This window comes from Paenibacillus sophorae (assembly GCF_018966525.1).
Lineage (GTDB): Bacteria > Bacillota > Bacilli > Paenibacillales > Paenibacillaceae > Paenibacillus_AQ > Paenibacillus_AQ sophorae.
Genome location: NZ_CP076607.1, coordinates 3,702,887 through 3,726,173, shown reverse-complemented (window position 1 = coordinate 3,726,173; position 23,287 = coordinate 3,702,887). Strand labels below are relative to the sequence as shown.

Below are 23,287 nucleotides of genomic sequence, written 5' to 3'. Positions count from 1 at the left end.
CGGCAGTTTTCATAGACAGTTAGCTAAGTAAGCTCAGGAGACAAAGTTTGCTTTTGGTCGATATAATCAATAAACGTTTGGCCGCAGGGGATACATAGCGGTCTTTTCTCCATTTCAATCCTACCTCCCATTCCCAGCCTTCCTCCCGAATCGGAACCCATACAAGCCCATCGAGCATAAGGCCGAGGGTTTTAGGAAGTACCGATACCCCAAGCCCGGCTTTGATAAACCCCGCCACCGTGGGCAAATCTTCCGCATCAAAAGTGGAAGCCAGCATAAAACCGGTATTCTCGAACCGGGACGTTATGGTGGCTTTCAATCCGCAGTTTTTCTTCAGGCCAACAAAGGGTTCACCTGATAAATCCAACAAACTTAAGGAGGACCGGCTGGCAAAAGGATGCTGGTCAGAAACGACAATATACAAAGGCGTTTTCCGTATGACAATCCATTCATGACTGTTCATGGTGGACTCTCTTGAAGTAATCATTAAATCGGAATGGCCTTTCTCGAAATGCTCGTTTATATCGCCAAGGTTACCTTGTGTCAAATCAAAGCGCACGTTTGGATTTTTGGTCTGATAATCCCTGATTAAATCTGGAACCAGATCAACGCCCAATATGTTCAAATAGGAAATATCTAAGATTCGCAAACTTTCTACAGCTCTCGACCTAGGGTTGCGTGGTTGAATCTGATAACAAACCCGTTCAGGCGGAGGGGATTCCAAACTTTAAGATCTAAATCAAGAAGGAATTTTTATAAAAAGAGACTATCGATGTTACAAAGCGCAGCTTTATTGCAGAATTTAGCCGAATCCAAAACAACAGGGAATGGATGTTATTAACCTAGAGGCGAGTAACCGGATTACGACACGCCCCCAAATATTTTGGATGTTGCGGAAGCGGCTTGGGGGATAAAGAAATCATCCGGTTCAATCTAATAGCAGCTCTAGATTATTTTTGGAGTAGTATCCGCTTTTCCGATTTAATTAGGAACAGGCATTTCTTTTTAATGAAGAATGCTTTTATCCTTTAACAATAAAAATAAAGTAATAATTGATATATATTTATTGTTAAACGATAAATTACGTGTTAGAATCAAAATTACATGAAATTAGTGAGGTGTTTTTTATGAAACGAGGGTCAACATTTTTCCTAAAGGGAGTTGTAGTTCTTATTGGAATTACGGCACTTGCTTTGTGTATATTTTGGTTGCCTGGGATAGCCAGTAGAGATGCAGAAGCGAATCCAGAGACTGCTTACTTGCAATATCCCTTTTTAGTATGTGCGTATGTACTGTCTATTCCATTTTTTGTTGCGTTGTATCAAGCATTTAAACTTTTAAGCTACATAGATCGGAACAAGGCTTTCTCGGAATTATCTGTTAGAGCTTTGAGGTATATAAAGTACTGTGCAATCACAATCAGTATCTTAATTGTATCAGGAATAATATTCGTAGTTTTTTTTATTGAAGGTGACGTAGCAGGTGTTATAGCACTGGGATTAATGTGCTCTTTTGCTTCAAGCGTAATTGCAACCTTTGCGGCGATTATTCAAAAGCTTTTAAAAGACGCAATAGATATAAAATCAGAAAATGATTTAACGGTCTGAGGTGAAAACAATGGCAATTATAATCAATATTGATGTGATGCTGGCAAAAAGGAAGATGAGCGTCACCGAGCTTTCGGAGAGGGTTGGAATAACGATGGCTAATCTTTCTATATTGAAAAATGGAAAGGCAAAAGCGATTCGATTATCAACTTTAGAGGCGATTTGTACTGCCTTAGAATGTCAGCCTGGAGATATTTTAGAATATATTTAACATTGTGAAGAAAAGGACGAAACGACCGCATCCATTATTAATGGAGGAGAGGAGGTAACATCATTGAAACCAATAATACAACTACTGCATTTTGGCTATCATCAGGCGATGAGTTGCATATTTCCTACTGCGATCTTTGGGACTTTAGCTCTTTCTAGCGTAATAGAGGTGCCTTTCGTTTACCGTTATGATGCCATTCTTTTTATACTGCTTACAGTGCAGTACCTCATGTACCACAGTGGACTCGAGACACGCGATGAAATTAAAGTTATCTGTATATTTCACTGTATTGGTTTGTTGCTGGAAATATATAAGGTACGGATGGGATCATGGTCATACCCTGAACCCGGGCTTACGAAGTTACTCGGTGTACCGCTCTATAGCGGATTTATGTATGCAAGTGTCGCAAGCTTTATGTGTCAGGTATGGCGTAGACTGAAGATGGACATGACCGGCTGGCCGGGGCTTACTTCTGCGGGATTACTGGGAGGAGCCATCTATCTGAACTTTTTCACACATCATTTCATTCCTGATTTTCGTTGGTGGCTGACGGCGCTTGTGCTCATTGTCTTTTGGAGAACATGGATCATATATCGGGTACGGACTATTACTTATCGAATGCCCTTGACACTGGCATTTATCATAGTAGGTTTTTTCATCTGGTTAGCCGAAAATATAGCTACATATTTTAATGCTTGGAAATATCCTGACCAGTACCAAGCCTGGCAACTGGTTAGTTTCAGTAAGATCAGTTCGTGGTTCCTTCTGGTAATCATTAGCGTCATTATTGTTGCCCAGCTTAAACATGTTAAAGCTCGCCGGAAAACGAAAGATTCATGGTCCAGCTATGATTAAGCTACGACGGGAAACGATAGCTCAATAAGCACGAAGAGACGGAAGTCGGTGAAGTGGCTGCCGTTTTCTCAACTAATTGGCAGAGTTGCGTGGTAAATACGGTGCCAGTAGATGAACTGAAGGGGCGTAGACATGAAAAATACCCATCGAGGGTGTGTCTTCAAACCTTAATGAAGCCATCGCAAGATAGAGGCCAGGGATAAGGTACAAGTGTTCATTGAAAATATAGTTTTAGAGTGGAGTTGTTGGTTGGACACAATTTTTACATCAAAAAATTGGGCAGTCTTTGTAGTATAAGTTTAGGCAGACCTTGATAGATGGGACAGCGGCAGTCCAGGATACGAAAAAAATTCCTAGACTGCCGCTGCTTTATTCAACTACTGTATCCATAAACGGTACTTGCACGGGCTCCTTCCCTCTCGACAGCGAAAAAGCCGAAAGTCGTTCAATTTTTGAAATAGTGACCTTCCTCGAGATCTGAGATCAATGTGGGGTGCACTGGCCGCCAGCCCAAGCGTTCTTGGGTCAGTGCGCTTGACGTCGGGTTGTCAAGCGCCGCGATGGCGCCGAGAAAGCCGAAGTGGGCGTCTGCCTCTTCGCTTGAAATGCTGACCACCGGCAGGCTCAGGTGGCGGCCGATGACGCCGGCGATGTCGCGGAACGTCACACACTCATCGCCGACCCCGTGCAGCCGGGACCCCGCTGGGGCGGCTTCCAGGGCCAGTCGGAACAGGCGGGCCGCATCAAGCCGGTGCACCGCGGGCCAGCGGTTCGATCCGTCGCCGATGTAGGCAGAGACCCCCTTGTCGCGAGCAATGGCGATCAGCCTCGGGACGAAGCCCTTGTCACCCTCCCCATGCACGGACGGCGAGAGACGGACAACCGAAGTCCGCACCCCGCGCTCAGCCAGTGCCATGACCACGCTCTCCGATCCGCCCCGGGGTAACTCGGCGCCGGCCACAGTCTCTTCCGTCCCGAATTGTCCAGGCGGGAGCAACAATGAGAGGATTAAGGTTCCCGAGGTGATTACGAACGGCTTGCCGGAGCCCTCCAGCGCCGCCCCGATCGTCTCGACGGCGAGAAGATCGGCTGTGACCGCGCCTGCGTAGTCCGAGAAGTCGTGCTTGAAAGCGAGATGGATGACGCCGTCCGCTGCGGCGGCCCCGCTGCGAAGGCTGCCCGGGTCGTCGAGTCCGCCGCGATGCACTGCCGCGCCGGCCGCTGTCAATGCTGCGGCAGCCTTGTCCGATCGGGCGAGGCCAACGACCTGATGCCCGGCATTAATGAGTTCACGGACGACGGCGGAACCGATGAAGCCTGTTGCTCCGGTGACAAAAACACGCATAAAGAATTCCCCCTAAAATGAAAGTCAATACTTACATTTGAAATGATAAAGTATAGAGTGCACTCGATAGCAATACCGTTCGAACCCATGCTATAATAAAATTATGGAAAACAAATTTTCGAGCAAACAAGTTGCAGAAGAGACGGGATTAAGCGTCCACACATTGCGATATTATGAGCAAATCGGGTTAATTGACGGTATAGAACGGGACGAAAATGGATATCGTCAGTATTCAGAGTCCGATATTGTATGGTTTCAAGCTTTAAGATATTTTCGAGCGATGGGGATGCCCATTCGGGAGATTCAGCAGTTTATCGCCATGCAAAATCGTGAAGACTCAACAATAACAGCACGACGGCAATTTGTGGAAAGCTATCGCAGAAAAGTTATTGATCAATTAAAAGAACTTGAAAAGACGCTAGAAAAAATCGATCATAAAATCAATTTTTTCAAAAGACTAGAGTCCACACAACTAGAACTGTAAGAGGACAAGAATATAGCCCCTTAGAAAACCGCGCTGGGCGCGGCTTTTTTATTTTATGGGGTCAAGTTCTTGTCCTTTGCTCGGGACAAGAACTTGACCCCATTGCCGAAAATGGACAAGAACTTAGTCCCAATGCCGTAATTACACTACACCATTTAAGACAATTCAGAAGGTAATATTAATCAATATTGGATTATTTATGCAGTTACAGAAGCTCCTGATTTTGCTAATGGATTGTTTTTGACTTCCGCTAATCTAGGGACAACCGTTGGTGCTGCTGTAGGTGGTTTATTTATATCAGGAATGGGTACACAATACGTCGTATTGGTGGGCATCTTGTCATTGATATTGAGTTTGATAACTATCTTACTAAGAAACAACTTGATTACTCCTAAACAACAACTTTCCAGGTAAGATATTTATATATCAAAAAAGGCTGGGTATTTTCGTTACCTGGCCTTTACTTCTTTGCTTTTGTGTGTTCTTCTATCTACTTTCAGTATGGTTTGGACTCTGTAATTTATCAAATTAATCAACAATTACTATTGTTTTGTAGAGTAATCGACGAATTTCGATCATTTAACCATTGAGAGCATCGCGACTCTTTTTTATAATTACATACAGTTGTTGATTAATCATCAACGGTCCTTTTTTGTCGAGGTCAAAGGACAGCATGATAGTATTTTCAAACCAAAAATAAGAAAGGATGATTTTGAAAATGAAAAAAAAATCTATTATCAAGCGTGGCCTTCACTTACTCACAGTGATGGTACTGGGCGTGCTTGTATCCACGACCACCGTTTCATCCGCGACCACCGTTTCTCCCGCAGCAGATAGCCAAGCATGGGACAAGACCTTTCCTCAAAACAACAAGGCGACTGTTGAAAAAGTCTCATACAAGAACAGACTTGGCATTAACATAGTCGCGGATATGTATCTTCCTAAAAACTTTAATAGAGCAAAGAAATCTCCCGCAATCATTGTCGGACCCCCGTTCACTGGCGTGAAGGAACAGACGGCCGGCTTGTATGCCCAGGAGATGGCAGCCCGGGGCTTTGTAACTCTGGCCTTTGACCCCTCCTACACAGGAGAAAGCGGCGGGCAACCGCGAAATATTGCTTCTCCGGACACGTTCGCCGAAGATTTCAGCGCCGCCGTGGACTTTTTGGGCACACGCTCGTTTGTGGACCGTAACGATATTGGCGTCATCGGCGTTTGTGCCAGTGGCGGGTTTGCGGTCAGCGCTGCGCAGATTGACCCTCGGCTGAAGGCCATCGCGACAGTTAGTATGTACGACATGGGCCGCGCCACCCGTGAGGGATTGGGGTTAGCGGTAACACCGAACGATGTAATGACCAAGGAAGAACAGATAAAAGCTCTTGAAGAAGCCGCTGAACAGCGCTGGATCGATTTTGAGAGCGGACAGATAAAATACGGCGGCGGAACTGCAGTGGAACTAAAACCCTCAGCAGAAGCAGCAGTCCGGGAGTTCTCTGAATACTACGGTACGCCAAGGGGATATCACCCCCGCTCATTGCCCTACAGCCTTACCAGCAGAGGGGCGCTCGTGAATTTCTACCCGTTCGAGCATATTGATACGATTTCTCCACGTCCAATTCTGTTCATCGCAGGTGAGAATGCCCACTCCAGATACTACAGCGAAGACGCCTACAAGCTGGCGGGCGAACCGAAGGAACTCTATATTGTTCCAGGCGCAGGGCATGTGGATCTGTACGACAGAATGGAGTACATCCCGTTCAACAAGCTCGAGTCCTTCTTCAAAGCAAATCTGAAGTAAAAATAAGGCTTGTGTTGTAGATCGCAGAGAGCTTTTCGTGCCAAAGGCTCTATGAGTAGAACCGCTGTGTGAATCCCGCTTATCTTGTCGGGATTCACACTTTTTTCTGAATAGAATTCCATACGGCTATGATTAGCCAACATTTTTTATTGTTTTGTTGAATAAACAACATGTTGCGTTCTTTTAACCATTGAAAGCATCTTGGTTCTGTTTATTATTGTAACCATAAGTTAAATCATTTTGCTTCTAACATGCTGACTTAATTAGCAAAGGACCAATAATTTATAGATTGCAGGAGGTTATAAATGATTATTGCTGATGCACGTGCTGTATACAGTCCAGAAGGTCCGTTCAAACTGACTATGATCGAGCGAAGGGATCTTGAGCCGCATGATGTCCTCATTGAGATTAAATACGCTGGTGTTTGCCACTCCGACATTCACACAGCTCGCGGCGATTGGGGGTCGGTAAACTATCCTCTTGTTCCGGGACACGAGATAGCAGGAATTGTCATTCGGGTTGGTTCGGAAGTCACAAAGTTCGCTGTGGGCGACCGGGTAGGGGTAGGTTGTATGGTTGACTCCTGCGGAGAATGTGCTAACTGCCATAAGGGAGAGGAGCAGTACTGCCTCAATGGAATGACGGGCACTTACGCGGCTATCGACAGGTACGGCCAATATACACAAGGCGGTTATTCCACCCACATCGTCGTAACGGAAGACTTCGTGGTCCGAATTCCGGACAGTATTGAGCTTGACGTCGCTGCTCCGCTTTTGTGTGCCGGCATTACAACGTACTCGCCGCTGCGCCATTGGGAAGCTGCGCCTGGCAAAAGAATAGCTGTTGTTGGACTTGGTGGGCTTGGACACATGGCTGTAAAGCTCGCTCATGCTATGGGGGCTGAGGTTACTGTATTATCACAAACTTTGAAGAAGAAAGAAGATGGTTTGCAGCTTGGCGCGGACCATTATTATGCCACGAGCGATCCGGAGACGTTTAAGCAACTGGCTGGTTCGTTTGACCTCATCGTGAATACCGTGAGCGCGAAGATTGATATTAGTGCCTACCTTTCGCTGTTGGCGACGGATGGTACACTGGTCAACGTCGGTGCGCCAGCGGAGCCGTTATCCGTTAACGTATTCTCACTCATCATGGATCGCCGGTCGTTTGCCGGATCTATGATCGGTGGAATTCGTGAAACGCAGGAAATGCTTGACTTCTGCGCTGAACACAGCATTACTCCTGAAATTGAGGTTATTAACGCCAATCAGATCGATGAAGCCTGGGAACGCGTTCTAGCTTCAGATGTCCGGTATCGATTTGTGATCGACATCAGCACGATGGGGAATGCATAACGTGTAATCCTGTCAAAATATTAGGGGGCACGCTTTCACCGGTGTGCCTCTTTCTTGGTGTGAACTCATACGGCTAGAAATCCGCAATCGGAAGATGGTCATAATACTTCTAGGGAGGTAAACATGCGAAAAATCTTAAGCTTACTGTTTTGCCTTTGGATTATATTGGCGTTGGCAGCCTGTAGTGGGGCACGTAATGAGTTGAATTCCGGGTCTGCTCAATCGGATACTCCCCTCTCGAGTGGTGAACCTATAAAAGCAACGGAGCAGCCGTCCGTAATACCAACGGAGCAGCCATCCGCGTCACCTACGGAAAACGCAACGGCTGAAACAAGAGATAACGAGACGAAGGAAAACAGCGTGATTTCCATCAATATTACTGTAGGCAGCAGTACATTTACAGCAACATTAAATGACAACGAAACGGCGAAGGCGCTTGTTGCGCAATTTCCTATGACACTCCAGATGAATGAACATAATGGGCTGGAGAAGTATTATGATCTGTCGGAGGATCTTCCTGCCGCATCAACGGAGCGCCCTGCAACTATTCATGCCGGTGACATAATGGGCTGGTCAGGAAACACTCTGGTGCTTTTCTATGAAACCCACTCCAATTCTAACGGCGGTTATGTACCACTGGGAAGAGTGGACAATCCTTCAAACCTGGCATCTGCTCTTGGTTCAGGCAATGTACAAGTTACATGGTCACTTGCCGAATGAGTTTGTTCTGTTCATCGGGTACCTTTGTGTCGGTTTTTCTGAAAAACACGCTGAACTGTTAGACGAGTAAATCGAGGAGTGATTTCATGAAGAGAAAACAAACATCACGTTTCATTAGTCTGATGCTGGGAATTGTTTTAATTTTCTGTATGGCTGCCACTGCTTTCGCGGCAGACTATAATGATGTAGCAGACAGCGTATGGTATCATACCGCCATAGACTATGTGGACGAAAATAACTTGATGGGCGGTACCGGGGGAGGAAACTTCGAGCCGGAAACACCTATTACCCGCGCAATGCTTGTTACGGTACTGCACCGCATCGAAGGTTCTCCGATAGTAACAGGTAACGGTGGTTTTTCCGATATTCCCGACGGCAGCTACTACACGACAGCCGTAGCTTGGGCTGAAGCAAATCAGATCATTACCGGTCTAAGCGACGGAAGATTTGCACCGTACAGCCTGATTACCCGTGAGCAATTCGCAACGATCTTGTATCGTTACGCCGGGGGGAAGAGCTATGACACCTCCGCTTATGCAACATTAGATGGTTATACCGACGCATCGCAGGTCAGCCCCTATGCGGAAACTGCCATGCACTGGATGGTGGGCACCCAGAACATGCAGGGCAGTGGCGGCAGGCTGTTGCCCATTGGCTCTACCACTCGCGCCCAGGCTGCTGCAATGCTTATGCGCTTTATGGAAAGCATAGCGAAAGGAGAATCTGCAGAACCGACTGTTCCTCCACAACCCACAGAACCTGAACGCCCAGCTCCAACTGTTCCAGCACAACCCGAAAGGGAGGAAATGATTACCATGAATATCAAGGCTGGTAATACTACTTTCACTGCAAAGCTATATGATAATGAAACAACAAGGGCATTGATTGAACAGCTGCCGATGACAGTCAGAATGTCAGAACTGAATGGCCGGGAAAAATACTATGATTTCCCTAATAATCTGCCTGTTGGATCAACAGAAGAGCCGGCAACAATCCATGCAGGCGATATCATGCTATGGTCGTCCAACACCCTGGTACTTTTCTATACAACATTTTCCAATTCATACGGTGGTTACGTTAAGCTCGGATATATAGAGGACATCTCCGGTCTTACATCGGCACTTGGGACCGGGAGCGTTCAGGTCACATTTTCCATTAATGACTAATGCAGCAGCTTACATTTAGGTACACCACACGTTGTATTCATGTGTAATCACCAACGGGGTATTGAAGCATAATTAAAAAGCGTAATTTCTCAATTTAATGCTGAGAAATTACGCTTTTTGTTATTACATATACGCGCCCGATTATTATTAATATTTACCAAGGGATTTGTTTTCCATCTCTAAAGAACTTTCCGGAAGGTCCTTCAGGTCCTATCGTCGCTAACCAAAGGATAGACTCAGCAGCTTGCTTAGGAGTTCTTGGAGCTGATGGTCCACCCATATCTGAGCTTACCCATCCCGGATCAACCGCGTTTATTTTTATATCACCCTTGATTTCTGCAGCTACCAATCGTGTCAATCCATTTAGGGCAAGTTTAGACAACTTATAAGCGCCTACGCCTTGATATGACAATTCGCTCATCGCTCCATATTCTGAGGAAACATTAATAATTCTTCCATATCCTTGTTTTTCCATGAGCGGCATAAAGGAATTCATGACATAGTAAGCGCCGAAGAAATTAGTTGCCATCGTACCCTCAAGAATTGAAGGTTCCAGATTCAATAACTTTTCATTTTTATCCAAATAAACGCCAGCATTATTAATCAATACGTCTAATCTTCCATACCGCTCATTTACTGTAATCGCAGATTGGCGGATGCTTTCTTGATTATCTACATCCATCACCACAACCGAAACGTCCAGATTTGACTCCTTTAGCTTTTGCACTGCTGCATGCCCGGTCTCTGGATCCCGACTTGCCAAAATGACTCTAAAACCATTCAGAGCCAATTGTTTGACCAGCTCATACCCAATTCCTCGATTCCCGCCGGTAACAAGGGCAACTTGTTTATCCTTTGACATTTAAATCCTCCAGTTCTTAATTAACGCTTTATCTAGAAAGTTGTTTTGTAGGAGTATTCCTGTAGTTTCTTAACATAATAAAGGCCAAACCTAATACCAACGATAATAATCCCACTAATACAACGTATTGCGTACCTAATTCTGAAATAAATAATCCACCTACAGCTGTACCAAATGTTGTTCCTAAGTTAACGGACGATAAAAATAATCCATTAGCGAAATCAGGAGCTTCCGGAGCTGCAGACGTAATCCAATATTGATTAATATTACCTCCTATACCAGCCAATATTCCCCAAACTAAAGTAATGATAGCCATAGGTAAAGTGAATTGTCCGAATAGGAATAATATGATGTAAACGACTCCCAATGCAAAAGGAAAAGATACTACAGTCTTGATGGCATCTTTAGTAAGTAACTTCCCAGCCACAATGTTTCCAATAATATTTGCCCCCCCGAATATGACTAACATTAAACTGATTGTTTGCCCAGAGGCATTCGTAACGGTTTTAAGATACTCAGCAAGAAAACTATACACCCCAAATACTGCTGAATTTAGTAAAATGACAGCAACAATGGAAAGCCAAGCAATTGGTTTTTTTAATACCGATAATTGAGCTCCATAAGAAAGTCTTTCTTTAACAGGCATAGAAGGGAAAAACACTAATGTAGCAATAAATACTATAGCGTTCACTATGGCGAAAAATGACATTGATAATTGAAACGAAACCGTACTAGCAAGAAAACTTGCGATTGGTACACCAAGCACCATACCCGCAGATACTCCAATAAAAACTTTTGAAACAGCTTTTGGAGCTTCTTCCTTGCGAACTGAGTTAGCAGCCATTGTAAATGCCGCTGAAAAATAGATGGGATGAAAAATGGCTGGAATCACACGCGCAACTATTGCAATGGCAAAGTTAGATGTAAATATAGAGCCAATATTACCCAGAACAAAAATACCAAGTACAAGTAACATTGCCTTCTTACGATTCATTCCCGAAAATAATAACGGCATCGTTGGACCAGTAATTGAAACGGTAAGTGCGAAGAGACTCACCAGCCACCCGGCCTTAGATATACTGATATGAAAGTGATCAGCAATGTAGGGTAATATCCCTATAACCCCCATTTCAGTATTTATGATACCGAAAGCTCCTATGGTCAATATAAATATAAGTAAATTATTTCGTTTAGACAAATAAGCCACTCCTATCTTCAATTATTTATTAACACTTGAATTTAGTATTGAAAATTACATAAATTGAGCAGGGAATATCCTGAAACTGTCAATTAATAAATAATTGCCCCTCAACAAGCTACGGGGCAATTATTCATTAGGAGATTTTATAGAAGTCGACCATTAGACAACCTGTTTTGTTGGACGAATTATAATTTCGCTTACCGCAACAGTTTCAGGTGTGCTAATCGCATAAGCTACTGCATCTGCGATATCGCTTGATTTCAAAGAAAGACCTTCTGCACCCTTACTCATAAGATCCTTTACCCATTCTCGATTTTCAGGATCATTAATTGTTGTATAAAGTTCAGTACTTACCGCACCTGGTGAAATTATAGTTGAACGAATATTACTTTCTCTTTCTTCCTGGCGTAATCCCTCCATAATTGCTCTAACTGCAAACTTAGTCCCACAGTATACAGCAGACCCTGGATAAACAACATGTCCAGCTACGGAATCAGTTGAAATAATATGACCGGACTGTTGTTTCTTCATAATAGGTAATACAGCAGCAATTCCATTTAGCACACCCATAATGTTAATATCTAACATTTGACGCCATTCATCATAGCGAGTTTCTGAAAGTGGAGCAGTTGGCATGACTCCAGCGTTATTGTAGAGTACATCTACACGTCCATATTTTTCAATTGCCAAATCTACAACTGCTTGAACTTCCTCTTTATTCGATACGTCGGCAACCGCGTATGAGATTTCAGTGTTGGGTAATGATTCAACAAGAGCTTTTAGACGATCTTCACGACGAGCCGCAATGACTAATTTTGCTCCTTCTAGTGCAAGTTTCTTGGTAGTAGCTTCACCAATCCCACTTGACGCACCCATAATAACAACAACTTTATCTTGAATATTTGACATGCTAAACAACAACCTTTCTTTTTTTGTTTTGAAAACATTTCCTTGTATAATGCCCAACATTGACTTCACTTATAAAAAATCAATATTGATTGATTAATCGACATCTGTTAATAATTATAAAAAAAAACAGGATGCCTTCAATGGTTAAATGAACGCATTTTGTTGTTTATTCAACAAAAGAATAATAAATAACGATTATCTTTCAGCAACTGAAATGGAATTAATACCTTATCCACCTCGTGTAAAGGGCAGAAAAGGTGGGGGATTTGTTATAGGAGATTGTATAGGGTAAGAAAATCCTTGAGGGGCAACCGATGAACTAAAAATATGAGGTTCGGCTCACAGCCGAAGAGCTGGAGTGGGTCGAGCGACAGGATGAACCCTGTATCCCATACCCCCCCTGAACCGCCGGATCGGCTCCATTGATGAATTGCAGGGTGGGGTGTAGGGTTATTTCTAAATTGAGTTACTTGATTTATACTAATCTTTCTAATAACTCTCCAACTTTTTCTGCCATATCACGAGGCGGATAAGGCATTCCATTCTTTAACCACCATTCGACTACCCCTACATATGCATTTGCAACAAATTCAACAACTACATCTTCACTTTGACCAACATTTTTTCCTTGTGTTGTGTCCACATCTTTCCTGAATTCTTCGATATTAAACTTAAGGAAGCGGTTGCGAAAATACGGAGCTCCTTCACTCGCTAACATGGTCGAAAAGAATAAAAAATTATTCTCAAAGTACTCCATACAGTGTACAGTCGATTCTAAAAAATCCATTTCAGCTGCCGACTCGCAAAAATTACTCATATTGTATATATGTTCTTCCATGATCTTATCTAACAGGTCAAATTTATCTAGGTAATGAAGATAAATGGTTCCTCGGTTTACATTTGCCCTGTCGGAAATATCTTGAATGGTAATGGTATCAAAACTTTTTTCAGTCATCAGTTCAATAAGAGCTTTCTTAATGGCTTCTTGGCTTTTGGCTACTCTTCGATCAACTTTCATTATTGGGTCACCAGACTTTCTATAGATAATCAACACTTTTTTATCGATCTGTTGAGTAATCAACAAATCATGTTCTTTAAACAATTGAAAGTAACATGTTAGAATTTTATTATTATAAACGAATGTTGTTTAATCAATCAATGATGTTTTTTGTAGAGTAATAAGGGACATTCATAAAATTGGAACCTGCCGCAGAAAAAGGCAGGTTCTGTTTTTTTTCAGACAAGTCATCCGCTGTTGGAGTTTTGCTAAAAATTGAAAATAAACAATTTTATATAAAATGTTGAATAAACAACGAATCACATTGTTTTAACCATTGTATACATCTTGCTTGTAATTATAAACTTATGTTGATTAACGAATAAATGATGGTTTTCTTTGATGAGAGAAGACAATGTTCATCATTCAGTAAGAAAGGGGGATTATTGTTCCATATATTTAAGAAGCCAGTAGAGACAATAATACCAATTCGGAGGAATTTTATATGCTTAAAAAGCAATTGGCACTTGCTGCTTTACTTGCTCTCACCCTCACTGCTTGCAGCAATAATAATAATAATATGAGTATGAATAATATGTCTCAGCAAGGGGGGCAGCCCTCGGAGACAGGGTCTAATAATATGTCTCAGCAAGAGGAGCAGCCCATGGAGACAGGGTCTAATAATATGTCTCAGCAAGAGGAGAGTACCCCGGGTGCTGAGTCTGGAGAATATGCTGAAATTGGATCTGGGGCCAACCTTGTTAATTTCCCTGATCTTGAAGATGCGATCGTGTTTACGACCTATGATCGAGGAGATATTCATGAAAACATCTATATAAATAGTAGAGAAGCGATTGAAGCCGTGCAGAATGGAGAGGAGCTTCCGAGCGGGACGGTTATCACTCTCGAAGGCTATAAAGATGGAGAGCTTGAACATTATTTAGTGATGGAAAAACGCACGGGCTGGGGTTCCCAGTATTCGCCTGAAGAACGTAATGGGGAATGGGAATTCCAGCATTTTACTCCTGCCAGAGAAGTGGCTGATGATGATATAGGCCGTTGCTTTTCCTGCCACGCAAATCAGGAAAGGGACCAATATTCGTTTTCATTAGATGACATGAAAGAGTTTGATTTAGGAACGGTTCCACAATCAAACAGCAGCAGTACAGAAACCCCAATTGCAGCTATCCCTACAGAGGACTGGGAGGTAACTGAAATACCTGCTCATGCGAATCTATCTAAGGTTGTAGCCAATGAAGAAAGCAGGTCAATAGGGGAAGAGGAAAAAGCAGGATTACTTCAAGATGTTCTTTTAACCATGTATTTAAATCAATATGAAAATTAATTGATTCTCTAAGTAGAAAGAGGAGAATGGTTTGAGTCGAATAGTGTTAATCAAGCTAATCATTGACCTGGTCATGACAATTCTCATGTTTGTAGAAATGGCTTACTATATTACCGGAAATAGAGTCCATGAAAATGTTGGTGTTACGTTATTTGGTTTATTTATCGCCCATATTATTTTAAATCGTCGGTGGTTTAGTTCCCTGCTTCGGAGAAAGCATAACTTTCGGCGGATTCTACAAATTGGACTTAATTTTCTTTTTCTTGCAGCAATGGCTGTAATGATGGTATCCGGAATACTAATTTCCAGGGATCTATTTCCTTTAATTCCGGTAAAGAATGATATGATCTTCCGGCAAATGCATGTTCAGATAGCCTATTGGGGATTTATCATCATGGCGGTTCACATAGGATTTTCTTGGGGAATGATTCTCAATTCAGTACGGAGAATGACGGGAATCACCGGAACGAGTCGTATTCGCACTATGGGATTACGTATTCTTGCGGTATTGATTGTATTTTACGGGGTGTATGCTTCCTTTGAAAGAGAAATAGGTTCTAAACTAACCATTTATAATCCATTTGGCAGCTTGTCGAATGATGATACTTCCATAAAATTTGTAATCGACTATCTAACCATCATGGGAATCTATATCTCCGGGACGCATTATGCTATAAAATTTATTCAAAAACAGGGACAAAGACAAAGAGGGACGCCAAAATACTGAACTTTTTAGGAGGAATATCATTATCATGAAACGTCGGGTTGTGTTATTAACAGGAAGCGCCGTTCTGGCATTTGGACTAATTCTTGCAGGATGCGGGAGCAATACAAATAATGCTTCAAACGTCTCGAACTCTTCCGGCAGTTCAACAAGCGACAGCTCTTCTTCCGGTTCCTCATCAACTTCTCCAACTCCCGCTTCAAGTTCCATGTCAAATGGAGACGAACAAATGATTATGGTGACCGCATCCGATTTTCAATGGACGCTTGATAAAACCGAGGTTAAAGCGGGACAACCGGTTCATTTTATGATCACCAGCACAGAGGGTACGCATGGATTCGAAATTGAAGGTACGGACATTAACACAACGGTTTCCCCCGGTTCTGACCAGACGGTAACATGGAACCCTGATCAACCGGGAACCTATACCATTGTTTGTTCCGTAATGTGCGGAACTGGCCATGAAAACATGAAAACGACGATTACTGTTAAATAACAGAGCTGTCCAACAACAGGGACAAAGACGAATATAGGGAGTTTTTAGTATTGGAACGTGTAAATTGCGAATGCGGTCATGTTAATCCATACGGAACCATTCTTTGTGAGTCTTGCGGGAAACAAGTTGGTAAAGAACTATCGGAAAAGTCGGTTGATCTGCGTTATGAAGGAAGTGCAAGACGTTCACAAACCTATAAAAAAACACCACTTGATCGAATTTGGAACTTTTTCTCATCCGTTAAAGTAGGAGTGGGCATTATTGCTCTTATTTTAATCGCTTCTATGATTGGAACCATTTTTCCTCAGCAAATGTATATCCCGCAAAATGTTGTACCGGAAGATTTCTACCGGGATCGATACGGCCTGTTAGGCCAAATCTACGTTCAGTTGGGCTTTAACAGGCTGTATGAATCCTGGTGGTATTTTCTGCTGCTGGCGGCTTTGGGAATATCGCTTGTGATTGCGAGTTTGGACCGGGTTGTTCCTTTATATTTTGCTTTGAAAAATCAAGGAGTTACGCGGCACGAAAGCTTTATGCGCAGACAACGTCTTTTCAGTGAAACCCAAATGACTGAGAAATCAAATAAACAATTAGATACTGTTATATCCAAACTAAGGAATAAACGGTACGGTATTCGGGATGAGAACGGGAATTTTCTGGCCGAGAAAAACCGATTTTCCAGATGGGGACCGTATGTTAATCATGCTGGCCTTGTCATCTTCCTGATTGGAGGAATGCTTCGATTTATACCGGGAATGTATGTGGACGAAACGCTTTGGATTCGTGACGGTGAAACCCGTGTTATTCCGGGAACCAATGGAAAGTATTATTTAGGGAGTGACAAGTTTATTCTGGAAACCTATCCCAAAGATCAAGGGAATGCCGTTAAAAATTATCAAACGAATGTGACATTGTATGAACGTAAAGGTGAGATCCTTTATGGAGACACACCAAGGCTCGCTAAGGTGAAAGATGAGCAAATCAAAGTGAACCATCCTTTAAGACATGATTCCTTTGCTCTTTACCAGGTTTCCTACCAATTAAATGAACTTAATAAGATGACCTTTAGTTTAGTTGATAAGAAGAGTGAAAAGAGCTTCGGCCGGATTACGATCGATTTGTTAAATCCAGAAAAAAGCTATGATCTGGGCAATGAGTATAAGGTTGAGATTTTGGAATATTTTCCGGATTTCTATCTCGATGGGCAAGGCCGTCCGTCAACAAGATCACAAGTTCCTGACAATCCAGCTTTTGTGTTTAACATGATATCTCCCGAAAACCCGGATGGTGAGAAAAGCTTTGTTGCTATTCGAAACAACCTTGAACCCAGCGGAGATAATCAATTACAAATGAAATTTGAAAACGTTGAAATGAAAAATGTATCCGCCCTTACCGTTCGTAAAGACAATACGTTATGGATTCTTGGGGTGGGAGGTGCCATTTTCATGATTGGGGTTATCCAAGGGATGTACTGGAACCATCGGAGAATATGGATCAAGAGAAGTGGTGATGCCATATTCATTGCGGGCTATACCAATAAAAATGGGTATGGTCTCCAAAATGAAATCAACCCTATTTTAAAAGAAACTGGCCTTCAGGAATTAACGGATCAAACAAACAGAAAAAGCGAAAACAGACAGAAGGAGGAGAATAATGATCGCTTTTAGCAGTAACCTGCTCTATGCAGCATTCTTTCTATATTTAATTTCAACCTTTCTGTTTGGTGGAGCGATTCGTGATCGAAGAAAACAGTACGAAAAACCAAGTAAATGGGCTGCAGCTGCAATAAGCGTGACCATTCTGGGCTTTGTTACACATCTGGGCTATTTTATCACTAGATGGATGGCTTCCGGACACGCGCCAGTTAGCAATATGTTCGAGTTCGTAACAGCTTTTTCCATGATGTTTGTGCTGGGATTTATCATTCTTTATTTTTTATACAAAGTGTCAATCCTGGGGCTATTCACTTTACCGATTACATTATTAATGATTTCTTATGGGAGTCTGTTCCCTACAAATGTTTCTCCATTAATCCCGGCATTACAATCGGATTGGCTTGCTATTCATGTAACCACAACGGCACTAGGTTCCGCTGTTCTAGCCAGCAGCTTTATTGCGGGTATCATTTATTTACTTCGTTCCGTTGACCAGACGAAACCATCCATGAAAACCCTCTGGCTTGAGGTGATCATGTACTTTTTAGCAGCAACACTTGCTTTTATTGTTATTACTTTGGTTTTTAGAGGATTACAATATGAAGCAGTTTATAGGTGGGTTGATCATAATGGCCAAGAGGCGGAAACCACTTACAATCTTCCTTCACTTATAGGACCTCATCAAGGCGAGCTGCTTACTGAAGGCAGGATGGAGGCTTTAGCCTATGTGCCAGCTGTTATTGACGCGGTAAAACTAAATACGGTCATTTGGTCTGCTGTCACGGGTCTCCTGTTGTACTTCATCCTAAGACTGATGTTCAGGAAAAGAATTTCTGCAGCTCTTCAGCCGTTAACGAAGAATATTAAGCTTGATTTGGTTGATGAAATAGGATACAGGTCGGTAGCCATTGGATTTCCGATATTTACTTTGGGCGCGCTCATTTTTGCGATGATTTGGGCTCAAATCGCCTGGACGCGTTTTTGGGGATGGGATCCTAAGGAAGTGTGGGCTCTGATTACATGGTTATTTTATGCCGGATATTTGCATTTGCGGCTCTCCAGGGGGTGGCAGGGTGAAAGATCAGCATGGCTCGGAGTTATCGGTTTTGGAATCATTATTTTCAACCTGGTTTTTGTGAATCTGATTATCGCCGGACTGCATTCTTACGCCTAATAAGTAAAGGAGGTTCTGATGAGGAACAGAAAGACCCGATTTATCCTTCGCTTGAGCCTGCTTCTTATTATGATTTCAGCCATAGTTTACACGCTTTATCAGCATTTCTTCACTGAAACCATTCGGGTTCAGGCAGGAGATCAAGCACCTAATTTTGTCCTTGAAGATATGGAAGGAAATAAAGTTCAGCTATCAGACTTCAAGGGAAGAGGTGTTTTTTTGAATTTCTGGGGGACATGGTGCGAACCGTGCGAACAGGAAATGCCTTATATGGAGAGCCAGTATAAGCAATATAAAGACCTTGGTGTAGAAATATTGGCTGTTAATATTGCGGAAAGCGACATTGCCATTGAATCTTTCGTGGAAAGACATGGACTTACATTCCCGGTTCTGAAAGATAAGGATCGAGCCGTTACTGAAGCTTATGATATTATCCCCATTCCGACCTCATTCTTGATTGATAAGAACGGAACGATTCAAAAGGTTATAACCGGCACTATGACTGAAAAAGATATAGCAAATTACATGGAATTAATAAAACCGTGATATTTTAAATTTGGTGGCATTTTGGATATGAGAAAAAGCAGAAAGAGGGGTTGAGGTGACCATGCTGAAAAAAGCTCTGAGCATAATGATGATCTTTCTTTTGCTGGTTGGATGTTCTATTAATGAACAACAAAATACAATAGGTAACACTCAAGCCACTGAAAATACCCAAAATACTCAAAATACCCAAACTACAGAAAGTGATTTAAATGTAGAGGTAATTGCGGAAAATCTGGAGATTCCTTGGTCGATAGAAAAAGAAGGGGATACTTTTTATTTGTCAGAAAGACCAGGAGCCATCGTTAGAGTCGAAAATGGAAAAGTGGACAGGCAGAAGGTAGAACTTAAGAACCAGCTATCCACTGCTTCGGAGGCAGGATTGCTAGGATTTGTACTCGCTCCTGATTTTCAGGAATCGAATCTGGCTTATGCATATTATACGTATGAAGATAACTCCGAACGATTTAACCGTATTGTAACACTCGGTTTGGATGATGGCGTTTGGAGTGAAAACAGTGTGCTTCTCGACCGTATTCCAAGCGGTCCTGCGCATCATGGGGGAAGACTTAAAATTGGACCTGACGGAAAACTCTATGCAACAGCCGGGGATGCTTACGAATCTGAGATAGCACAAGATCTCGATTCATTGGGAGGAAAAATTTTAAGAATCAATCTGGATGGATCGGTTCCGAGTGACAATCCCTATCCCAATTCCTATGTCTATAGTTATGGACACCGAAATCCTCAAGGATTAGCCTGGTCGCCTGATGGAAAGCTGTATGCCAGTGAGCACGGGAACAGTCAGAATGATGAGATAAATCATATAGAACCCGGTCAGAATTATGGCTGGCCGATCATTGAAGGAAACGAAGAAAAGAGCAGGGTGATCTCTCCGCTATACACTTCTGGAGACGCGACCACTTGGGCGCCATCTGGCATGGACTATTTTAATAACAAATTGTATGTAGCTGCCTTGAGAGGGGCTGCCGTTTTAGAATTTGATCTTATCACAGGTCAATCCCGCAGTGTGATTACCGGGCTAGGAAGAATTCGAGATGTAAGAATTGAAGATAACTATCTTTACTTCATCAGTAATAATAGGGACGGCCGTGGAGACCCACAGGAGAATGATGACAAGCTGTACAGAGTTTCTCTTGCGGCACCAGCTTTCAGACCCTAGCCAAACTTTTTCTGATAAGACAAAAAACGCTTCGAATCCAATGGTTCGATGCGTTTTTTTATAGTGTGCGCCCGGCATGGGCGATAACTCGGCGGTGAAAGTCCGCTACAGGCTTGGCAGTAGGAACTGTTAGCCAAAGGCAAGGGTGTCCGCCGCGAGGCGGAATCTGAAGGAAGCCGGAGGCAAACCCTCGGTCTGACGAACAGAAATCACATAGAAGGCATCATGGGACGGACGAGCTTGCACTACAAAGCAAAGTCCAATACTGCCCGAATCCCAGGGTGTAAATGTGGCAGATGGATGAGGGGAAGGTTATCGCTCTTACCCGGGGAGATCTCACAGACGCCCGGTAGGAAAAAAAAAAAAAATCCGAAAGACGGAGTAAAGCTTGCTGTGAGAAGTCAGCAGAGGCCATAGTACCGGGAAGTTTTTTTTTCTCGGGAAGGGCCGAACAATCGTAAGTCTCGAGTACATACAGGAAGGAGAGTCGGCGCGATGAAAGCAGAATACCGAAAGGGCTGCCCGCAAAGGGAACGTGTGGAACATGAAGAGTATGCGGGAGCGCGGAGTGCCGGCATTCGGGAAAGTAGAGAAAGAGACGGTGCAACAGACTTGCTGGAACAGATTCTGGACAGAGACAATCTGAACAGAGCCTACAAGCAGGTCAAACGCAACCATGGAGCGCCTGGAATCGACGGAATGACCGTAGAAGATGCGCTGCCATGGCTGCAGGAACATAGAGACGAGCTGTTGCAAAATATCCGGGAAGGCCGATACAAGCCAAGCCCGGTACGGCGCAAGGAAATTCCCAAACCCGATGGAAGTGGAGTACGGAAGCTTGGCATACCCACAGTCGTGGACCGAGTGATCCAGCAGGCGATCGCCCAGCAGTTGCAGCCGCTGTTTGAGCCGCTCTTCTCAGACGGAAGTTACGGCTACCGCCCTGGGCGGAGCGCGCAGCAGGCCATCCGTAAGGTGAAAGATTACGCGCAGCAAGGCTATGGTCACGCGGTAGAAATCGACCTTTCGAAATACTTCGACACACTGAACCATGAACTGCTGATGAATCTTTTGCGCAAACAAATTCAGAACAAGCGTGTAACCGAACTGATTAAGAAATATTTGAAAAGTGGGGTTATGGAGAATGGGGTGCACTGCAAAACGGAGGAAGGCTCTCCGCAGGGAGGCCCTTTATCTCCGCTGCTCGCGAACATCTATCTGAACGAATTCGACCAGGAGATGAACAGACGGGGAGTGAACGTTATCCGGTATGCGGATGACATCGTGGTGCTAGCCAAAAGCAAACGGGCAGCGACGCGGCTTCTGGAGTCTTGCCGGAAGTACCTGGAGAACAAATTGAGACTCCAGATGAATATGCGGAAAAGCAAGGTAGTCAGCGTAGTGGCCCGGAAGTATTTCAAATTCCTTGGTTTTGCCCTGGGAAAGAACAGAAATGGGGTGTATATTCGCGCCCATGGGCAATCCCTCGCAAAAGCAAAGAAGAAGCTGAAAGAACTAACGAGCCGCAGTCAGGGCAGGAATGTTCGCCAAGTCATGGAGAAAGTGAAAGTCTACATTCGCGGATGGATCGGCTACTACTATGTAGCCGACATGAAACGGATATTGAAAAGCTGGAGCGAATGGCTGCGAAGACGCCTGCGGATGTACATCTGGAAACAGTGGAAGAAGCCGAGAACCAAGGTACAGAACCTGCGCAAGCTGGGGATACCGGAATGGCAGGCTTACCAGTGGGGGAACTCCCGTCTGGGGTACTGGCGCATCGCCGGAAGCCCGGTGCTGTCTCGTTCCATAACAAACGAAAAGCTCGCACAGGCAGGATATTATGACTTTCCTGCGCAGTACGAGCGTTTACGTCAATTGCACTTAAACGGTTGAACCGCCGTATACCGAACGGTACGTACGGTGGTGTGAGAGGTCGGCTACTCAGTTAATGGGTAGCCTCCTACTCGATTCATTTCCCCATTCAATCATGGCCAAGTCGAGCGAAGATTGTTCGGATGCTGCCCGGGTTTCTGCAGGGATATTAACGGCTTCTTATCGAATGGAATCTATGAGCTCGTGGTCATCCCGCCATCAACATGAAGCACTTGCCCTGTAACATATCGGGAATCATCTGAAGCCAGGTAGACATATGTAGCTGCAAGCTCAAACGGTTGCGCGGCTCGGCCCATAGGCGAGTCAGCGCCAAGGGTCGCGGTGACATCGGCCGACATGCTGGCCGGAACAAGCGGTGTCCATACTGGGCCGGGGGCTACTGCGTTTACGCGAATCCCTTTCTTTACCAGGCTATTGGCTAGAGCGCGGGTGAAGCCAACTATAGCCCCTTTGGTGGCGGTGTAATCGATTAGCAACGCATACCCCGCATAGGTAACTATTGAGGTCGTTCCAATTATTGAGCATCCAGCCTTCAAATGGGGTAAAGCGGCGCGAGTAATGTAAAAGTGAGAGTAGATATTCACTTTAAATGTATCGGCAAACTGCTCGTCGGTAATGTCTGTGAGTTTGTTCTGCTGAAACTGGACGCCGACGTTGTTTACAAGGATATCTAGATGTCCAAAAGTGGTATCCGCGTAAGATTCGGCATCTGAATCTCTTTGGCAAAAAGGCAAAAAGAGATATTTGTATGTTCCATC

Annotated in this window: 22 protein-coding genes and 2 pseudogenes; 17 read left to right on the top strand and 7 right to left on the bottom strand. The window is 43.8% G+C overall.

Features of this window, described 5'->3' with window-relative positions; translation table 11 throughout:
* Positions 1-19: 19 nt before the first annotated feature.
* Positions 20-616 (bottom strand): LysR substrate-binding domain-containing protein, encoded by a 597-nt coding sequence (locus KP014_RS17630; RefSeq protein ID WP_246590533.1) that lies wholly within the window; start codon positions 614-616, stop codon positions 20-22.
* Between the two features lie 511 nt (positions 617-1,127).
* On the opposite strand from KP014_RS17630, the gene KP014_RS17625 reads away from it, so the two are divergent.
* The 3 genes from KP014_RS17625 (at position 1,128) to KP014_RS17615 (ending at position 2,673) form a co-directional block, all read left to right on the top strand.
* The gene (locus KP014_RS17625) at positions 1,128-1,607 is read left to right on the top strand and encodes a DUF2975 domain-containing protein (protein WP_036595389.1); all 480 of its coding nucleotides are present in this window, start codon (positions 1,128-1,130) and stop codon (positions 1,605-1,607) included.
* Between the two features lie 10 nt (positions 1,608-1,617).
* A complete protein-coding gene (locus KP014_RS17620; protein ID WP_036595388.1) occupies positions 1,618-1,818 on the top strand; it encodes a helix-turn-helix domain-containing protein in 201 nt (66 codons plus the stop codon).
* A 63-nt stretch (positions 1,819-1,881) separates the two neighbouring features.
* Positions 1,882-2,673 (top strand): DUF817 domain-containing protein, encoded by a 792-nt coding sequence (locus KP014_RS17615; RefSeq protein ID WP_036595387.1) that lies wholly within the window; start codon positions 1,882-1,884, stop codon positions 2,671-2,673.
* A 445-nt stretch (positions 2,674-3,118) separates the two neighbouring features.
* On the opposite strand, the gene KP014_RS17610 is transcribed toward KP014_RS17615, so the two are convergent.
* Entirely contained in the window at positions 3,119-4,018 is a 900-nt protein-coding gene (locus tag KP014_RS17610) for an SDR family oxidoreductase (protein ID WP_090833675.1), read from the bottom strand.
* Positions 4,019-4,121: 103 nt separating this feature from the next.
* Here KP014_RS17610 and KP014_RS17605 point away from each other — a divergent pair, with 103 nt between their 5' ends.
* From KP014_RS17605 to KP014_RS17585, 6 genes and pseudogenes are all read left to right on the top strand, one after another.
* A complete protein-coding gene (locus KP014_RS17605) occupies positions 4,122-4,502 on the top strand; it encodes a MerR family transcriptional regulator (protein ID WP_036593792.1) in 381 nt (126 codons plus the stop codon).
* Positions 4,503-4,676: 174 nt separating this feature from the next.
* A pseudogene (locus KP014_RS28895) lies at positions 4,677-4,916 on the top strand (MFS transporter); the annotation flags it as partial.
* 304 nt (positions 4,917-5,220) lie between these two features.
* Positions 5,221-6,300, top strand: a complete 1,080-nt coding sequence (locus KP014_RS17600) for an alpha/beta hydrolase (RefSeq protein WP_090833674.1) — start codon at positions 5,221-5,223, stop codon at positions 6,298-6,300.
* Positions 6,301-6,605: 305 nt separating this feature from the next.
* Positions 6,606-7,655: an NAD(P)-dependent alcohol dehydrogenase gene (locus tag KP014_RS17595; RefSeq protein WP_036600296.1), complete on the top strand. Its 1,050-nt coding sequence runs from the start codon at positions 6,606-6,608 to the stop codon at positions 7,653-7,655.
* A gap of 123 nt (positions 7,656-7,778) precedes the next feature.
* Positions 7,779-8,375 carry a cyclophilin-like fold protein gene (locus KP014_RS17590; RefSeq protein ID WP_090833673.1) on the top strand — a complete coding sequence of 199 codons (597 nt, stop codon included), beginning with the start codon at positions 7,779-7,781 and terminating at the stop codon, positions 8,373-8,375.
* A gap of 86 nt (positions 8,376-8,461) precedes the next feature.
* Positions 8,462-9,541, top strand: coding sequence for a cyclophilin-like fold protein (locus tag KP014_RS17585; RefSeq protein WP_090833672.1), 1,080 nt, complete (start codon positions 8,462-8,464; stop codon positions 9,539-9,541).
* 154 nt (positions 9,542-9,695) lie between these two features.
* Here KP014_RS17585 and KP014_RS17580 read toward each other — a convergent pair whose 3' ends face one another.
* The 4 genes from KP014_RS17580 to KP014_RS17565 form a co-directional block, all read right to left on the bottom strand.
* Positions 9,696-10,403: an SDR family NAD(P)-dependent oxidoreductase gene (locus KP014_RS17580; RefSeq protein WP_090833671.1), complete on the bottom strand. Its 708-nt coding sequence runs from the start codon at positions 10,401-10,403 to the stop codon at positions 9,696-9,698.
* 28 nt (positions 10,404-10,431) lie between these two features.
* Positions 10,432-11,601 carry an MFS transporter gene (locus KP014_RS17575; RefSeq protein ID WP_090834842.1) on the bottom strand — a complete coding sequence of 390 codons (1,170 nt, stop codon included), beginning with the start codon at positions 11,599-11,601 and terminating at the stop codon, positions 10,432-10,434.
* Positions 11,602-11,763: 162 nt separating this feature from the next.
* The gene (locus tag KP014_RS17570; RefSeq protein WP_090834845.1) at positions 11,764-12,513 is read right to left on the bottom strand and encodes an SDR family oxidoreductase; all 750 of its coding nucleotides are present in this window, start codon (positions 12,511-12,513) and stop codon (positions 11,764-11,766) included.
* Between the two features lie 475 nt (positions 12,514-12,988).
* Entirely contained in the window at positions 12,989-13,534 is a 546-nt protein-coding gene (locus KP014_RS17565) for a TetR/AcrR family transcriptional regulator (protein WP_036593034.1), read from the bottom strand.
* A gap of 481 nt (positions 13,535-14,015) precedes the next feature.
* Between KP014_RS17565 and KP014_RS17560 the strand changes: the two genes are divergently transcribed.
* The 8 genes from KP014_RS17560 to ltrA all read left to right on the top strand — a co-directional run bounded on the left by KP014_RS17560 (position 14,016) and on the right by ltrA (position 22,529).
* Positions 14,016-14,855, top strand: coding sequence for a cytochrome P460 family protein (locus KP014_RS17560; RefSeq protein WP_090834843.1), 840 nt, complete (start codon positions 14,016-14,018; stop codon positions 14,853-14,855).
* A gap of 85 nt (positions 14,856-14,940) precedes the next feature.
* On the top strand, positions 14,941-15,582 hold the full coding sequence (locus KP014_RS17555; protein ID WP_246590532.1) for a DUF4405 domain-containing protein: 642 nt from the start codon (positions 14,941-14,943) through the stop codon (positions 15,580-15,582).
* A gap of 25 nt (positions 15,583-15,607) precedes the next feature.
* Positions 15,608-16,075, top strand: coding sequence for a cupredoxin domain-containing protein (locus KP014_RS17550; RefSeq protein WP_216700385.1), 468 nt, complete (start codon positions 15,608-15,610; stop codon positions 16,073-16,075).
* A gap of 50 nt (positions 16,076-16,125) precedes the next feature.
* On the top strand, positions 16,126-17,745 hold the full coding sequence (resB, locus tag KP014_RS17545; protein WP_090834839.1) for a cytochrome c biogenesis protein ResB: 1,620 nt from the start codon (positions 16,126-16,128) through the stop codon (positions 17,743-17,745).
* On the top strand, positions 17,732-18,907 hold the full coding sequence (gene ccsB, locus KP014_RS17540) for a c-type cytochrome biogenesis protein CcsB (protein WP_090834835.1): 1,176 nt from the start codon (positions 17,732-17,734) through the stop codon (positions 18,905-18,907). The genes resB and ccsB overlap by 14 nt, the downstream gene beginning before the upstream one ends.
* An 18-nt stretch (positions 18,908-18,925) precedes the next feature.
* Positions 18,926-19,453, top strand: a complete 528-nt coding sequence (gene resA, locus KP014_RS17535; protein WP_090834837.1) for a thiol-disulfide oxidoreductase ResA — start codon at positions 18,926-18,928, stop codon at positions 19,451-19,453.
* A 61-nt stretch (positions 19,454-19,514) separates the two neighbouring features.
* On the top strand, positions 19,515-20,633 hold the full coding sequence (locus tag KP014_RS17530) for a PQQ-dependent sugar dehydrogenase (RefSeq protein ID WP_175491980.1): 1,119 nt from the start codon (positions 19,515-19,517) through the stop codon (positions 20,631-20,633).
* Positions 20,634-21,128: 495 nt separating this feature from the next.
* A complete protein-coding gene (gene ltrA, locus KP014_RS17525) occupies positions 21,129-22,529 on the top strand; it encodes a group II intron reverse transcriptase/maturase (RefSeq protein ID WP_036589107.1) in 1,401 nt (466 codons plus the stop codon).
* Between the two features lie 173 nt (positions 22,530-22,702).
* Here ltrA and KP014_RS17520 read toward each other — a convergent pair.
* Positions 22,703-23,215 (bottom strand): annotated as a pseudogene (locus tag KP014_RS17520) (SDR family oxidoreductase); the annotation flags it as partial.
* Positions 23,216-23,287: the final 72 nt, after the last annotated feature.

Excerpts from the sequence above, each read along its gene's own strand:
- KP014_RS17550 (WP_216700385.1), top strand. The coding sequence starts at position 15,608 with ATGAAACGTCGGGTTGTGTTATTAACAGGAAGCGCCGTTCTGGCATTT.
- KP014_RS17625 (WP_036595389.1), top strand. The coding sequence starts at position 1,128 with ATGAAACGAGGGTCAACATTTTTCCTAAAGGGAGTTGTAGTTCTTATT.
- ccsB (WP_090834835.1), top strand. The coding sequence starts at position 17,732 with ATGATCGCTTTTAGCAGTAACCTGCTCTATGCAGCATTCTTTCTATAT.
- KP014_RS17590 (WP_090833673.1), top strand. The coding sequence starts at position 7,779 with ATGCGAAAAATCTTAAGCTTACTGTTTTGCCTTTGGATTATATTGGCG.
- KP014_RS17610 (WP_090833675.1), bottom strand. The coding sequence starts at position 4,018 with ATGCGTGTTTTTGTCACCGGAGCAACAGGCTTCATCGGTTCCGCCGTC.
- KP014_RS17605 (WP_036593792.1), top strand. The coding sequence starts at position 4,122 with ATGGAAAACAAATTTTCGAGCAAACAAGTTGCAGAAGAGACGGGATTA.
- KP014_RS17585 (WP_090833672.1), top strand. The coding sequence starts at position 8,462 with ATGAAGAGAAAACAAACATCACGTTTCATTAGTCTGATGCTGGGAATT.
- KP014_RS17570 (WP_090834845.1), bottom strand. The coding sequence starts at position 12,513 with ATGTCAAATATTCAAGATAAAGTTGTTGTTATTATGGGTGCGTCAAGT.
- KP014_RS17600 (WP_090833674.1), top strand. The coding sequence starts at position 5,221 with ATGAAAAAAAAATCTATTATCAAGCGTGGCCTTCACTTACTCACAGTG.
- ltrA (WP_036589107.1), top strand. The coding sequence starts at position 21,129 with ATGAAAGCAGAATACCGAAAGGGCTGCCCGCAAAGGGAACGTGTGGAA.
- KP014_RS17530 (WP_175491980.1), top strand. The coding sequence starts at position 19,515 with ATGCTGAAAAAAGCTCTGAGCATAATGATGATCTTTCTTTTGCTGGTT.
- resA (WP_090834837.1), top strand. The coding sequence starts at position 18,926 with ATGAGGAACAGAAAGACCCGATTTATCCTTCGCTTGAGCCTGCTTCTT.
- KP014_RS17580 (WP_090833671.1), bottom strand. The coding sequence starts at position 10,403 with ATGTCAAAGGATAAACAAGTTGCCCTTGTTACCGGCGGGAATCGAGGA.
- KP014_RS17555 (WP_246590532.1), top strand. The coding sequence starts at position 14,941 with ATGTTTGTAGAAATGGCTTACTATATTACCGGAAATAGAGTCCATGAA.
- KP014_RS17560 (WP_090834843.1), top strand. The coding sequence starts at position 14,016 with ATGCTTAAAAAGCAATTGGCACTTGCTGCTTTACTTGCTCTCACCCTC.
- KP014_RS17620 (WP_036595388.1), top strand. The coding sequence starts at position 1,618 with ATGGCAATTATAATCAATATTGATGTGATGCTGGCAAAAAGGAAGATG.
- KP014_RS17595 (WP_036600296.1), top strand. The coding sequence starts at position 6,606 with ATGATTATTGCTGATGCACGTGCTGTATACAGTCCAGAAGGTCCGTTC.